The 14,265-nt window shown below is 64.3% G+C and carries 12 protein-coding genes and 2 pseudogenes; 5 read left to right on the top strand and 9 right to left on the bottom strand.

The genetic code is table 11. From position 1 onward, the window contains the following. Positions 1-106: 106 nt before the first annotated feature. Together CAG41_RS28960 and CAG41_RS28955 are read right to left on the bottom strand one after the other, a co-directional pair. Entirely contained in the window at positions 107-613 is a 507-nt protein-coding gene (locus CAG41_RS28960; protein ID WP_256575582.1) for a GNAT family N-acetyltransferase, read from the bottom strand. Between the two features lie 3 nt (positions 614-616). After that, a pseudogene (locus tag CAG41_RS28955) lies at positions 617-1,174 on the bottom strand (HD domain-containing protein); the annotation flags it as partial. A gap of 211 nt (positions 1,175-1,385) precedes the next feature. Here CAG41_RS28955 and CAG41_RS24940 point away from each other — a divergent pair. Next, positions 1,386-1,790: pseudogene (locus CAG41_RS24940) on the top strand (LysR substrate-binding domain-containing protein); the annotation flags it as partial. 82 nt (positions 1,791-1,872) lie between these two features. Continuing rightward, on the top strand, positions 1,873-2,217 hold the full coding sequence (locus CAG41_RS24935) for a cupin domain-containing protein (RefSeq protein ID WP_085707617.1): 345 nt from the start codon (positions 1,873-1,875) through the stop codon (positions 2,215-2,217). A 126-nt stretch (positions 2,218-2,343) separates the two neighbouring features. Here CAG41_RS24935 and CAG41_RS24930 read toward each other — a convergent pair whose 3' ends face one another. From CAG41_RS24930 to CAG41_RS24895, 7 genes are all read right to left on the bottom strand, one after another. Then, entirely contained in the window at positions 2,344-2,922 is a 579-nt protein-coding gene (locus tag CAG41_RS24930) for a hypothetical protein (RefSeq protein WP_085707593.1), read from the bottom strand. A gap of 174 nt (positions 2,923-3,096) precedes the next feature. Continuing rightward, positions 3,097-3,615 carry an isochorismatase family protein gene (locus CAG41_RS24925; protein ID WP_085707592.1) on the bottom strand — a complete coding sequence of 173 codons (519 nt, stop codon included), beginning with the start codon at positions 3,613-3,615 and terminating at the stop codon, positions 3,097-3,099. Between the two features lie 307 nt (positions 3,616-3,922). Beyond that, on the bottom strand, positions 3,923-4,324 hold the full coding sequence (locus CAG41_RS24920; protein ID WP_256582653.1) for a hypothetical protein: 402 nt from the start codon (positions 4,322-4,324) through the stop codon (positions 3,923-3,925). Positions 4,325-4,533: 209 nt separating this feature from the next. Further along, entirely contained in the window at positions 4,534-5,373 is an 840-nt protein-coding gene (yghU, locus tag CAG41_RS24915) for a glutathione-dependent disulfide-bond oxidoreductase (RefSeq protein WP_085707590.1), read from the bottom strand. Positions 5,374-5,511: 138 nt separating this feature from the next. Then, on the bottom strand, positions 5,512-6,426 hold the full coding sequence (locus CAG41_RS24910; RefSeq protein ID WP_170930088.1) for a GNAT family N-acetyltransferase: 915 nt from the start codon (positions 6,424-6,426) through the stop codon (positions 5,512-5,514). Between the two features lie 109 nt (positions 6,427-6,535). Beyond that, on the bottom strand, positions 6,536-7,207 hold the full coding sequence (locus CAG41_RS24905) for a TetR/AcrR family transcriptional regulator (RefSeq protein ID WP_085583791.1): 672 nt from the start codon (positions 7,205-7,207) through the stop codon (positions 6,536-6,538). Positions 7,208-7,646: 439 nt separating this feature from the next. Continuing rightward, positions 7,647-8,264, bottom strand: coding sequence for a TetR/AcrR family transcriptional regulator (locus CAG41_RS24895; protein ID WP_085707589.1), 618 nt, complete (start codon positions 8,262-8,264; stop codon positions 7,647-7,649). A gap of 133 nt (positions 8,265-8,397) precedes the next feature. On the opposite strand from CAG41_RS24895, the gene CAG41_RS24890 reads away from it, so the two are divergent. Genes CAG41_RS24890 through CAG41_RS24880 form a run of 3 tightly spaced genes read left to right on the top strand, consistent with a single transcriptional unit; the run spans position 8,398 to position 14,154 of the window. Next, positions 8,398-9,561 (top strand): MexC family multidrug efflux RND transporter periplasmic adaptor subunit, encoded by a 1,164-nt coding sequence (locus CAG41_RS24890; protein ID WP_085707588.1) that lies wholly within the window; start codon positions 8,398-8,400, stop codon positions 9,559-9,561. Between the two features lie 26 nt (positions 9,562-9,587). Beyond that, the gene (locus CAG41_RS24885) at positions 9,588-12,737 is read left to right on the top strand and encodes an efflux RND transporter permease subunit (RefSeq protein ID WP_085656982.1); all 3,150 of its coding nucleotides are present in this window, start codon (positions 9,588-9,590) and stop codon (positions 12,735-12,737) included. 4 nt (positions 12,738-12,741) lie between these two features. Beyond that, entirely contained in the window at positions 12,742-14,154 is a 1,413-nt protein-coding gene (locus tag CAG41_RS24880) for an efflux transporter outer membrane subunit (RefSeq protein ID WP_085583783.1), read from the top strand. Positions 14,155-14,265: the final 111 nt, after the last annotated feature.

The following is a 14,265-nucleotide window of genomic DNA, read 5'->3' as shown; positions in this document are numbered from 1 at the left end:
GACCCGAACGGCGAGCGCTGCGGGGACAGTCAGGGGAGCACATCGGAACATCGCGCAAAGCGTCGAGAGTGTAGCAGCCCGGCGGAACCGGGCTGCCGGTGGGGCTTCATTCTTTGGCGTCGAAAGCCTCGTGGTAGCGCACCACGCCTGTCGGCACCGCGTCGCCCAGCGCCAGTGCCTGGAAGTACTCGGCCGGAACCCCCGGCAATTCCAGGCCCGGATGAGGCTTGAAACCGAAGCGGCCGTAGTAGTCAGGATCCCCCAGCAGCACGCAACCGGCGCCGCCCAGTTCCCGCAGTTCGCTCAGGGCCGCTTTCATCAGCGCCGCGCCGATGCCTTGGCCGTGACGCTCCGGCCACACGGAAATCGGCCCGAGGCCGTACCAGCCCGTGGTGCCGTCCGACACCGTGACCGGCGACAGGGCCACATGGCCGACGATCACGCCGTTCTCTACCGCCACCAGCGACAGGCTCAACTGCCCGGCGCGCCGCAGGGCGTCGACGATGAAGTGCTCGGTGTGGCTGGAGTGCTCGGTGTCGCGGAACGCGGCTTCGGTGAGGCGGGCGATGGTTTCGGTGTCTTGTGGCCGTTCTTTGCGGATTGAGAGGTTCATGCCGATCCGTTCTTTGGTGTCCTGGTCGATCAGCGCGCGCAGGGTCTGAAACAGCGGCGTGGCGTCGGTGTAGCGCTTGCCGTAGGTCAGGTTGAACGCGTAGTTGAAATCGGGCGGGTTGGCGCCCTGGGTGTGCTGCAGGATCGTCTCCAGCTTGTCCAGTGCCTTCACCGCCTGGGCCTCGGCGGAGCGCCCGTGTTCGTAGTCGTCCCACAGCGCGAGGATGTCGTCCCGCAGGGGCGCGTCCAGCGCCTGGGTCAACAGCAGCAGGTCGTTCTTTTCCTGCTCGCTCTTGTCGGGGAACGACGCTTTGTTGACGGCAGGAATGTCGCCGCTGATGGCTTCGCCCAGGTCATGGATGACGCACAGCTTGAGGATTCTGGAGAGGTCCAGACCGGTCAGTTCGTCTTCGAAGGCAATGGCCATCAGGCACAGGCGCCAACTGTGTTCGGCGGTGCTTTCCGGGCGTCCGGCGGCGGTATGGGCGCTGCGCAGCACGCTTTTGAGCTTCTCCGCTTCACGCAGGAAGGCCAATCGTCCTTTGATCTTTTCGAGGTTCATGCCCGTTTCTTTCATTCAGAGGTTCGCGGCGAATGTTCGATGCTTGGCCGGTTGAGGTCAATGTCCGGTTTGTTGGATTGCTGTAAAGGGTGCAGCAATGATCTGCACGAGGCCTCATTGTTGGCGCAGTAGCGAATTCCCATACTCGGCCCACCCTTTGATGACCGCTTCTGACAGCAAGGAAAACCCCCATGGTTTCAGCGATCCGTTTTGCCCAGGCCGGCGCGCCTTACGTGTTGACCCTGGACACCCTCGAAGAGTTGTCGCCCGGCCCTGGCGAGGTCTGGCTCCGCCAGGAAGCCATCGGCGTTGGCGCCTGCACCGGGGCGACGAAATCCAGACCGTGACGCCCCAAGGCAACCTGACCGCCAACGACAGCGAATCCCTGCAGGCGGCAGCCTGCGCCGACGAGGGCATCCTCGGCGCAGGCGACTGGCTGATGAGCCGCGACATCGCCGCCGGAAGGCTGCGCCAGGTGCTCGCCGACTGGCAGCTCGATACGCCGGGCGGCGTTTACCTGGTCAGGCCTTCGGCACGGTTTCCCAGTGCGACGGTGGTCGCGTTCAAGCAGTGGATCGAGTCGAAGTTCGACCCTGCGGCGCCGTGGGCCGTCTGACCGGTTGTCGCTTATCGCCCGCTGAAGGCCTTCAAGGTGTCTACTGCTGATGAAGCCCTGTCTTTTTGCGGAGGACACCGAAATGAGCGGCGAACGCACGGCCCCGGAAACCCAAGGCGTCACCGTGGAGTTACTGGCAACCCTGGACCTGGGCCCGGAGATCGAAGGCATGGCAGGGCGCCAACTGCGCATGCGCCTGGTGACCATCGACCCCGGCGGCGTGTTCGGCCCGATCCACAGCCACAAGGACAGGCCCGGCATGGTGTTCATTCTGCAAGGCACGATCACCGATCACCGCAACGGCATCGCCACGGACTATGGCCCCGGCGCCGGCTGGCCGGAGGATAGGAACACCACGCACTGGCTGGAGAACCGGGGGGCGGAGGTGGCTAGGGAGGTTTCGGTGGATGTTGTTAGGTTGGGGTGAGGTGGGGGCGTCGAGCTACTGGCGTTCGGTGTTGTATGAAATCCTTCGATTACGGAGGAGCGCTATCGGCCAGAAGCAGTCGTGAATTCGACCGGTGTTCAAGAAAACTGGGAAGCGATCCAGTGCTCATAGACGAGATGCAAATTCCTGGAGTCGGTCGAACAGCCTGAACCCGACATAGTCATGTCTGTGCGGATACAGCCGCCGGTAGTAGCAATCCCAGTAGCTGATCATTCGGTCTCGCGTGGTCTGGAAATATTTCGGGTTGTCATTGATGAAGGAGCCGTAAAGCACAGGGTCAAGTAGAGATAAATGGGCTTCACATGTGTCGAGGAGCTCAATCACATACTCGCCAGTGAGCTGAACAACGAATGGAACGACCCAGTGCTCGGAGATCGGGAGGATGTTTTCGAGTTGACGCTGGCGTATGTAGCCATCGTGGTGTCTGGTCAAAAGGCACGAGTACATCGTGCTCTGAGTCCGGCTCAGTGACTCACCATCCTGCTCGCTGCCCTTGTGGTAGATTCGGTATGGAATCACCACATGACTTTTGCCTGCTGTGACTTCTATGCCTTGGTGATCAGCAAATTTGGGATCGCCCATGACCAGGCTCAGACCCTCTGCATCTAGTTTCAGGCCGGGCGGAAAGGCGTTAGCGATAGAGTTCGGTGTGGCTGAAGTCTGTGGCGTGACATCGCTTTCCATTGCGTATCCTTTTCTAGTCATTCAGTTTTTGCGACACATCTGTCATAGAAAAAAGGGGAAAAAAGGGGACGAATTTATTATCCGAAAATAAATCCGTCCCATATTTTCGTGCGAACACAAGCCACCCAAAACGGACAGATCGACCCAGAACTTGAGCCGATCTATCAATGCCGGTCAGAAACGCCAGTCCGCAGCGTGAACGACACGACAGAATGGGCCCGCCAGGGTTGCATTGTGATGAGCGACGATACTTTCAGCCTTCAAAGCGGGAGTATCGGTGCAGGTATGACCATCGGCGATCAGCACTGCATCGAATCCTAGATCTCGTGCGGCGCGGCAGGTGCTATCGACGCAATACTGGGTCTTCATTCCGGCAATAACCACGCCTTGAGCACCACAAGCCTTTAGTCGATCGGCCAGGTCTGTCATGGCGAAAGCGTTAGGCCGGCTTTTTGTGAAAATCACTTCGTCGCCCCTCAGCAGCAGTTCCTCCACCAATTGCGTCAACGGGCTTTCTGGTTCGATAGGTGAGCCGGGCGGCCCCACATGGCGAGCAAGAAAAATGGGCGCGCCGGCCGTGCGGGCTTCATTCAACAGACTATTCAGCGTGTTTAGCAGCGCCTCACCAGCCCATGGTTTTTCTGGGCCATGAAACAATCCAACCTGCATATCGAGAATCAACAGTGCATGCATAGTGCTTTTCCTTGCGTTTGGGCCAGCGACGCAAGGGCAAAAGAAAAGGCCCTATCCATCACTGGCGGGCCTTTGAAGATCGTGCATTATTGACTCACGACACCTCTCACGACCCGCCTCGGGCGGTCGTGGTAGTGGTGGTCGAGGCAATACGTAGCTGATTCATAGGTTGACAGCATCTGCACGGTGCCCCGGTTGGCAAGGGGCAAGATCCAGGTGATGGCTGCTTTCTCGTAATGCTAATTGAGGGCCGGTTTTGGCCGATTGCTGCCGATTGCAATCTCCGCTTCCGACCCATCGCGAACGCTTAATTCAGATTTTCAGATGCTACTGATGCCACTGCCAGGATTGCGCCATATGCACCTTCCTCAGGGACATAGGAAACAAATCTTTCACTGTCAGCTTTTTGCACCCAAAGGCGTCCACAGTTCTGGCACTCGTAGGCAGTCGACATTCGGCGAATGTAGAGGCTGGAAATTCGGTCTTGCAGCTCGTCAGCAGCGCTGAACCCGGGTGAAAACTCGCCAAATGCATCGGCGATCGCAGCCTTGTCTCCGGACTCCGCCGCCTCTACCAGAGGTTTGAGTTCACGGTGCACCTCATTCCAAAATTCATTTTCCACCTCGTCGCGAAGCAGGCTCGCCTTATAGGGCAAGCCGTCGGTCTGATCGGTAATCACATGGCCACACGTGCAACCCAATTTACTCATTTTCGGTTCATCAACCTGATGTTCGATCACTCATTAAATGGCGGACAACTCTTTGTTACAACTCCTGATTGACCGTCCGCTTTTGGCCGATAGCTGCCCCTTTACGAATGTAGGCGCAGCCCCACAAAGAATCGCCAATGCGCTAAAGCAAAAAACGGCCGGTCAAGCCAATGCTTGACCAGCCGTTCCATCAGTAAAGCCCCACGCCCTTACCCCAAATCCTCAGCCCGATGCCGCTCCGGCACCTGGCTCGCCTCGTCGCCCCACGTGCGGTTAACGCGCATCCCGCGCTGCACCGCCGGCCGCTTGGCGATCTCTTCTGCCCAGCGCAGCACGTGGGTGTATTGCTGGGCGTTGAGGAACTCGGCGGCGGCGTAGACGTTGTTGCGCACCAGTTGCCCGTACCACGGCCAGACGGCGATATCGGCGATGGTGTAGGTGTCGCCGGCCAGGTAGGCGCTTTCGCCGAGGCGGCGGTCGAGCACGTCCAGTTGGCGCTTGGCTTCCATGGTGAAGCGGTTGATCGGGTACTCGAACTTCTCCGGCGCATAGGCGTAGAAGTGGCCGAAGCCGCCGCCCAGGTACGGGGCCGAGCCCATTTGCCAGAACAGCCAGTTCAGGGTTTCGGTGCGGCCGGCCGGGTCGGAGGGGAGCAGGGCGCCGAACTTCTCCGCCAGGTACAGCAGGATCGAGCCGGACTCGAACACGCGGATGGCCGGTTCCACGCTGCGGTCCAGCAGCGCCGGGATCTTCGAGTTCGGGTTGACCTCGACGAAGCCGCTGGAGAACTGATCGCCCTCGCCGATGCGGATCAGCCAGGCGTCGTACTCGGCGCCGGCGTGCCCCAGGGCCAGCAGCTCTTCGAGCAGGATGGTGACCTTCACGCCGTTGGGTGTGGCCAGGGAATACAGCTGCAGCGGATGCTTGCCCACCGGCAGGGCCTTGTCGTGGGTCGGCCCGGCCACCGGGCGGTTGATGTTGGCGAACTGGCCGCCGGACGGAGCCTCGTGTTTCCAGACCTTGGGCGGGATGTAGGGCGCTTTGCTCATGAATCGAACCTCATCGTGAAGTAGCCGAATGACGTGAGCCCCGCCGGCAACGGCGGGCCTTTGGCGACAGGACACCACAGAACCGCCCCTGAACTCCACCCGCTGATGGTCGAATCCGTTGCTTAGGTCCGGTCAGCGTCACAGGTCCACCGCCCAGGTCTGGCTGACGAGAGCCTTGCCGAAGCTGTGCATCGGCTCCTCTTCGACCAGCCGGAAGCCGGCCTTCTGGTACAGCCGGCGGGCGTCGGTGAGGATGTCGACCGTCCACAGCATCATCGTCTTGTAGCCGGCCTGGCGGGCGAAGCGCAGGGTCTCTTCGACCAGGCGCTGGCCGATCCCCAGGCCACGGGCGCCGGCATCGACGTAGAGCATCCGCAGCTTGGCCGTGGTGGCGTCATGGCGCACGACAAAGACCGAACCGACCACCCGGCCGTCCTTTTCCGCTATCCAGCAGCGCTCGCCGCTGGGGTCGAATTCGCGCAGGTATTTGGCGACGATCTCGGCCACCAAGGCCTCGAACTCGCTGTTCCAGCCGTATTCGCGGGTGTAGAGCTCGGCCTGCTGCTGGACGACGGCGCCCATGTCGCCGGCCTTGGGGTCGCGCAAGAGGTAGGAGGGGTCGCTGTCGCCCAGCAGGTTTTGTACCCGCTTCATGGCCTGGATCAGTTGCTCCTGCTGGGGTTCAGGCAGGCGCTGCAGGAGGGCGATGACTTCTTCGCGGGAGGCGTGCTCCAGGGTGGCCAGCACCTGCCGGCCCTGATCGGTGAGCCCGAGGCACGAGGCCCGGGCGTCGGTGGCGGAGCGGGTCTTGTCGATCAGGCCCTTTTTCTCGAAGCCGCCGATGACCCGGCTCAGGTAGCCCGCGTTCAGCCCCAGCATCTGGCAGAGGTCGGCGCCGGTGAGGTCGGCCCGTGCGCCCAGTTCGTAGAGGATGCGGCTTTCGGTCAGCGAGAACTCGCTGCGCAGCAGGTGTTCCTGCAGCACGCCGATCTGATGGGTGTAAAAGCGGTTGAAGCGGCGGACGGTTTCGGCGCGTTCGATGATCGGGGACATGATGTAAGACCCTATAGTTGCCTTGAGCAACTATATAGTTGCCCAAGGCAACCATGTCAATTCAATTGCGCGCCTTCGCCCAAGGGCGCCGGCACAGCCCGCCGTCGGTTCAGCGTGCGGGCGGTGGCGCGATCAGGGTCAGCACCGCCGCAAGCAAGGCTTCCTTGCGGGCGTCGGTGAACCGTTCGGGCTCGATGGGCTTGGCCATCATCCAGCCGTCGCCCATGGCGCAGATGAGGTCGGCGAGCACGGTGGCCTCCACGTCCTCGCGGATCGTGCCGTCACGCTGCCCCCTGGTCAGGACCGAACTGAACGCTTCGCGAAAGCGCGCATAGCGCTCCTCGAAGACTTTGACGAAGGCCGGCTCGTGCCGGGCGTGGGCCATCAGTTGGAACAGGGCCAGCCAGGCGTCCGCCTCCTCGGTCTTGGCCAGGTTCAGCCATTCCTTGATCAAAGCGCCGATGTCCAGGTCGCTGCCGCCGCGGAGCAGGATGTCGAATTCGTCGAACAGGTGGCGGGCGGCGGCGGTGACCATTTCCTCTTTGTTGGCGAAGTAGTAGGTGACCGCGCCGGTGGTGCAGCCGGCCTGCTGCGCGACCTTACGCATCGACGTGTCGGCATAGCCTTCGCGGGCGATCACCGACATCACCGCTTTGAGTAGCCCGGTGCGTTTTTCCTCATGGTTGCCCACCGGGCGGCCACGGCGGGCGCGCGGTTCGGGTTGGCCGTCGAGGAGCGGGCCGGGCGTGTCGGCAGGGGCGGGGCGAGGGGCGTTGGGCATGGGAATGGCTGAGCTCCGGGCGCAGTCGTTGCGCAAGTGATCCAGTCCCGCACTATAGGAAAATTATCGGGGGAAAGCACCCGGCCCGGCCGCTGCCGACCACGGCCACGGCGCGGATCTCCACCCGCAACTGCGGCAACGACAGCTGCGAGATGCCCAGGGCGCTCCACGCCGGGTAGCGGTCGGGGAAATACTCGTCCTGGACCTTGGCGAACGCCTAGATGTCGGCTTGCAGGTCGGTGTGGAAGGTCATCAGTTCCACTTGACCCACACACAGCCGGGGGAGCCGGCGCCCACGATGATGTAGTCGAATTCCATTGGTGCAGGTCTCGAATGATTGCGAAGAGAGCACCTGGATTCTTGGCCAGTCCTGCGCCGATTGATTGGCTTTGCATGACTGGTTTTTGACTTTGCGCGACTGCCTGTCCGGCCGCCACGGTCAATGGGCCGCCGCGGTCTGTTCGCGGCCCACGGCGCCGTGCAGGAACATCTGCTCCACCGCCCGGGCCGAGTCGGCCGGCGCCGCACGCCCGCGCTGTTCGGCGTCGACGATGCCGTACATCAGCGAGATGAACAGTTCGGTGAGCACGGCCGCCGTGATGTCGATCCGGATGACGCCCAGTTGCTGGCCGCCGAGAAAGAACCGGTCCAGCGCATCGAAATAGAGTTTCCAGCGTGCGTCCGGCTGGTCGAAGTCCAGCGAGTCGGGCCGGTACTGGACCATCAGGAACGCCATCAGCTCGCGGTGGGTCAGGTGCTCCCGGATCAGGCGACGCAGGGCTTCCTGGGCATCGGCCGGGTCGAGCCGGGCATTGGCGATGATCATCCTGAGCATGTTTTCGGCATGCAGCTCCAGCCGGTTCAACAGGTTGTCCCGCGTCCCGCAGAAACGGTGCAGGGTGGCCTTGCTCAGGCCGGCCATCTGCGCCAGTTCCTTCATGGTTGCCCGGGGCCGGCTGACGAACGCCGCCGTCAGGCGCTTGAACAGATGCTCGTCGTGGGGCGTCGGCGGATGCGTCCGGTCCGGGGCAGGTGGAGCGGTGGCGGAAGCAGGCATTTCTGTTGGGGGCATGGCGCAGACCAGGGTCGGGTTCAAGGGAATGACAAAAACATTCATATGAGACACATTTGACTCATAACGAATCTGAAAGTAGCATTCGCGCCATTCTTGATCAAGCCTTGGGTGTCTCATGGGTAATTTGCGTGCAATAGGGATGGCGAGTTCATTGGCGATGGCCATTGCGCTGGCCGGGTGCGGGGCGGCGGACGATCAGCAGAACGTGGCTGAGGTTCCGCGGCCGGTCGAGGTGGTGCCGGTGGTCACCGAACCGTTGGCGTTGAGCTCGGAGCTGCCGGGCCGGGTCGAGCCGATGCGCGTGGCGGAAGTGCGCGCACGGGTGTCGGGCATCGTCCTGCACAAGCGGTTTGAGGAAGGCGCGGACGTGAAGGCCGGCGACCTGCTGTTCCAGATCGACCCGGCACCGCTCAAGGCCGCGCTGTCCCGTGCCGAAGGCGAACTGGCCCGGGCCCGCTCGGCGCAGCAGGAGGCGCAGGCGCGGCTCAAGCGCTACGAGCCGCTGGTGAAGATCGAAGCGGTCAGCCAGCAGGACTTCGACAGCGCCACCGCCCAACTGCGCGGCGCCGAAGCGGCTGCACGCACGGCCCAGGCCGATGTGGAAACCGCCCGTCTCAACCTCGGTTATGCCTCGGTCACCGCACCGATTTCCGGCCGGGTCGGCCGCGCGCTCGTGACCGAAGGCGCGCTGGTCGGGCAGGGCGACGCCACGCTGATGGCGCGGATCCAGCAGCTGGATCCGGTGTATGTCGACTTCACCCAGTCGGCGGCCGACGCGCTGCGCCTGCGTGAGTCGCTCAAGGACGGCAAGCTGTCAGCCAACGGCAACAACGCTTTGTCGATCCGTGTCGAAGGCACCGCCTACGAGCGCCAGGGTGCCCTGATGTTCACCGACGTGGCGGTGGACCGCGGCACCGGCCAGGTGTCGCTGCGCGGCAAGTTCGCCAATACCGACGGCGTGCTGCTGCCGGGCATGTACGTGCGGGTGCGCACGCCTCAAGGCACCGACGGCCAGGCCATTCTGGTGCCGCAGCGCGCGGTGCAGCGCGGCAGCGACGGCGGCGCGACGGTGCTGGTGGTCGGCGCGGACGAGCGGGTCGAGGCCCGCAGCGTGCAGACCGGCGCGATGCAAGGTTCGCGCTGGCAGATCAGCGAAGGCCTGAAGGCCGGTGACCAGGTGATCGTCGGCGGCATGGCCGGCCTGCAGCCGGGCGCCAAGGTCACGGCCAGCCAGGCTCAAGCACAAGCTCAAGCACAGTTGTCCGGCGCTCATCAGTAAGGCCCGGTGGCCGCGAGGATTTTCCGATGTCCCGATTCTTCATCAAACGCCCGAACTTCGCCTGGGTGGTGGCGCTGTTCATCTCCCTGGCCGGGTTGCTGGTCATCCCGATGCTGCCGGTGGCGCAGTACCCCAACGTCGCGCCGCCGCAGATCAAGGTGACGGCGACCTATCCCGGCGCCTCCGCCAAAGTGCTGGTGGACTCGGTCACCAGCGTGATCGAGGAGTCGCTCAACGGCGCCCGCAACCTGCTGTACTTCGAGTCCACCAACAACTCCAACGGCATCGCCGAGATCGTGGTGACGTTCCAGCCGGGCACCGACCCGCAGTTGGCCCAGGTGGACGTGCAGAACCGCCTGAAGAAGGCCGAGGCGCGCATGCCGCCGGCCGTGCTGACCCAAGGCCTTGAGGTGGAGCAGACCAGCGCCGGTTTCCTGCTGATCTACGCGCTCTACTACAAAGAAGGCGCGCAGCACGCCGACGCGACCGCGTTGGGCGACTTCGCCGCGCGCAACATCAACAACGAACTGCGCCGTGTGCCGGGCGTCGGCAAGCTGCAGTTCTTCTCCTCCGAAGCGGCCATGCGGGTCTGGATCGACCCACAGAAACTGGTGGGCTACGGTCTGTCCATCGACGACGTGAGCGCCGCCATCAGCGGGCAGAACGTGCAGGTGCCGGCGGGCAGTTTCGGCAGCGTGCCGGGCAGCAGCCAGCAGGAGCTGACCGCCACCCTGGCGGTGAAAGGCACGCTGGACAACCCGCAGGAGTTCGGCCAGATCGTCCTGCGCGCCAACGAAGACGGCTCGACCGTCAAGCTCGCGGATGTCGCGCGGGTGGAGATCGGCCAGGAAAGCTACAACTTCTCCTCGCGCCTCAACGGCCGGCCGGCGGTGGCGGCGGCGATCCAGCTGTCGCCGGGCGCCAACGCGCTGCAGACCGCCGCGTCGGTGAAAGAACGTCTGGCCGAGCTGTCGCAGTACTTCCCGGCTGACGTGGAATACTCCGTCCCTTACGACACCTCGCGGTTCGTCGACGTCGCCATCGAGAAGGTGATCCACACCCTGATCGAAGCGATGGTGCTGGTGTTCCTGGTGATGTACCTGTTCCTGCAGAACGTGCGCTACACCCTGATCCCGTCGATCGTGGTGCCGGTGTGCCTGGCCGGTACGCTGCTGATGATGTACCTGCTCGGCTTCTCGGTGAACATGATGACCATGTTCGGCATGGTGCTGGCCATCGGCATCCTGGTGGACGACGCCATCGTGGTGGTGGAGAACGTCGAGCGGCTCATGGCCGAGGAAGGGCTGTCGCCGGTGGACGCCACGATCAAGGCGATGGGGCAGGTGTCGGGCGCCATCGTCGGCATCACCCTGGTGCTGTCGGCGGTGTTCATGCCGCTGGCGTTCATGTCCGGCTCGGTCGGCGTGATCTACCAGCAGTTCTCGGTGTCGCTGGCGGTGTCGATCCTGTTCTCGGGCTTCCTGGCGCTGACCTTCACCCCGGCGCTGTGCGCCACGCTGCTCAAGCCGATCCCCCATGGGCACCATGAGAAGCGCGGTTTCTTCGGCGCGTTCAACCGTGGCTTCGCCCGGCTCACCGAGCGCTATTCGCTGCTCAACAACGCTCTGGTGATGCGTGCCGGCCGCATGATGCTGGTGTACGTCGGCATCATCGCCATGCTCGGCTACTTCTATGTGCGCCTGCCGGAGTCCTTCGTGCCGGTGGAAGACCAGGGCTACATGATCGTCGACATCCAACTGCCGCCGGGCGCCACCCGCACCCGTACCGACGCGGCTGGTGCGGAGCTTGAGCGCTACCTCGCCACTCGCGAGGCCGTGGCTTCGACGTTCCTGGTGTCGGGCTTCAGCTTCTCCGGCATGGGCGACAACGCGGCGCTGGTGTTCCCGACCTTCAAGGACTGGTCGCTGCGCAACGAAGAGCAATCGGCCCTGGCGGAAATCAACGCCTTGAACGGGCAGTTCGCCGTGCCCCGCGACGGCGCAGTGATGGCGGTGCCGCCGCCACCGATTGACGGTCTGGGCAACTCCGGCGGTTTCGCCTTGCGTCTGCAGGACCGCGCCGGCCTCGGCCGTGAGGCCCTGATTGCCGCGCGCGATCAATTGCTGGGCCAGGCCAACGGCAACCCGAAAATCCTCTACGCGATGATGGAAGGCCTGGCCGAGTCGCCGCAGCTGCGCGTGGTGATCGACCGCGACAAGGCGCGCACCCTGGGCGTGAGCTTCGAATCGGTCAGCGGCGCCTTGTCGGCGGCGTTCGGTTCCGAGGTGATCAACGACTTCACCAACGCCGGCCGTCAGCAGCGGGTGGTGGTGCAGGCCGAGCAGGGCGACCGGATGACCCCGGAAAGCGTGCTCAAGCTGTACGTGCACAACAGCGCGGGCAATCTGGTGCCGCTCAGCGCGTTCGTCACCACTCACTGGGAAGAAGGCCCGGTGCAACTGGTGCGCTACAACGGTTATCCGTCGATCCGCATCGTCGGCGACGCCGCGCCGGGTTCCAGCACCGGCGAGGCCATGGCCGAGATGGAACGCCTGGCTGCGCAGTTGCCGGCGGGCTTCAGCTACGAGTGGACCGGCCTGTCGTACCAGGAGAAGGTGTCCAGCGGCCAGGCGACGCAACTGTTCGCCCTGGCGATCCTGGTGGTGTTCCTGCTGCTGGTGGCGCTGTACGAAAGCTGGGCGATCCCGTTGACGGTGATGCTGATCGTGCCCATCGGCGCCATCGGTGCGGTGCTGGCGGTGATGGTCACCGGCATGCCCAACGACGTGTACTTCAAGGTGGGCCTGATCACCATCATCGGCCTGGCGGCGAAGAACGCGATCCTGATCGTCGAGTTCGCCAAGGAACTGTGGGAGAAGGGCTACAGCCTGCGCGACGCCGCGCTGGAAGCCGCGCGCCTGCGTTTCCGACCGATCGTGATGACCTCGATGGCGTTCATCCTCGGCGTGGTGCCGCTGGCCCTGGCCACCGGCGCAGGCGCCATGAGCCAGCGCGCCATCGGCACTGGCGTCATCGGCGGGATGCTCAGCGCCACGCTGCTGGGCGTGCTGTTCGTGCCGATCTGCTTTGTCTGGGTGCTGACAGTGCTGCGCCGCAAACCGGCTCCGATCGAATCCTCGGAGCCTTCCGAAAAACCGGCCTTGGCCCAGGAGTGATCCCATGCGTCTTTCAGCCATTTCCTCGCTGTTGATCGCCCTGGCCCTGGGCGGCTGCTCCATGGCGCCGACCTACGAGCGGCCCGACGCGCCGGTGGCCGACCACTGGCGCGGCCAGTCGGCCCAGGCCGGCACGGCCATCAATGAACTGTCCTGGCAGACGTTCATCGTCGACCCGCAGCTGCGGGGGCTGATCACCACGGCCCTGGACAACAACCGCTCGCTGCGCCAGACCCTGCTGGACATCGAACAGGCCCGCGCGCAGTACCGCATCCAGCGCGCCGACCGGGTGCCGGGCCTCAACGCCGGCGCCTCGGGCAACCGCCAGCGGCAGCCGGCGGACCTGTCCAACAGCGGCCGCTCCGAAGTCGCCAGCCAGTATCAGGTCGGCCTGGCGCTGCCGGAGTACGAGCTGGACCTGTTCGGCCGGGTCAAGAGCCTCAGCGACTCCGCGCTCCAGGAATTCCTGGCCACGGAGGAGGCGGCCCGCGCCGCGCGGATCGCCCTGATCGCCGAGGTCAGCCAGGCGTACCTGGTGCACGACGGCGCCCAACGCCGTCTGACGTTGACCCAGCAGACCCTGATCAGCCGCGAATACTCCTTCGCCCTGATCAGCCAACGCCGTTCGGTCGGCACCGCCAGCGCCCTGGACTACCAGGAAGCGCTGGGGCTGGTGGAGCAGTCCCGCGCCGAACAGGAACGCAACCTGCGCCAGAAGCAGCAGGCGTTCAACGCCCTGGTGCTGCTGCTCGGCACGCCGGATGCGGCGAAGTCGATCCCGAAGACCGCGCAGGACTCACCGATGCTGGTGCAGGACATCGCGCCGGGCACGCCGTCGTCGCTGATCGAGCGCCGTCCGGACATCCTGGCCGCCGAGCACCGCCTGCAGGCACGCAACGCCGATATCGGCGCGGCGCGGGCGGCGTTCTTCCCGCGCATCACCCTGACCGGCAGCTTCGGCACGTCGAGCGCGCAGATGTCCGGCCTGTTCGACGGCGGGTCGCGCAGTTGGAGCTTCGTGCCGACCCTGTCGCTGCCGCTGTTCGACGGCGGCCGCAACCGCGCCGGGCTGAGCCTGGCGGAGGCGCGCAAGGATTCGGCGGTGGCCGCGTACGAAGGCACGATCCAGACGGCGTTCCGTGAGGTGGCGGACGCCTTGTCGGCCACCGACACCCTGCGCCGCGAGGAACAGGCCCAACGTGCGCTGGCCGACACCAGCCGCGAGACCCTCACCCTGGCCAAGGCCCGCTACGAAGGCGGGATCGACAGTCATTTACGCTACCTCGATGCCCAGCGCAGCAGTTTCGTCGATGAATCGGCGCTGATCGAAGTCGGCACCCAGCGCCAGATCGCGCTGGTGGACCTGTTCCGCTCGTTGGGCGGCGGCTGGCCGGGCGAGAAGCTCGCCAACCGGTAAACGCACGTTGCGTGCTCCTTGGGTTGGAAGCTTCGACCCGCTCGCCCCGCGCCCTTTGGGTCGCGGGGCTTTTTTATGCGCGGCGTCGGCGGCGGGCGGGTTATTCCGGGC

The organism is Pseudomonas sp. B35(2017), from assembly GCF_002113645.1.
GTDB lineage: Bacteria > Pseudomonadota > Gammaproteobacteria > Pseudomonadales > Pseudomonadaceae > Aquipseudomonas > Aquipseudomonas ekonensis.
Note: the sequence above shows the minus strand (reverse complement) of the source record. Positions and strands in the feature narration are given on the sequence as shown.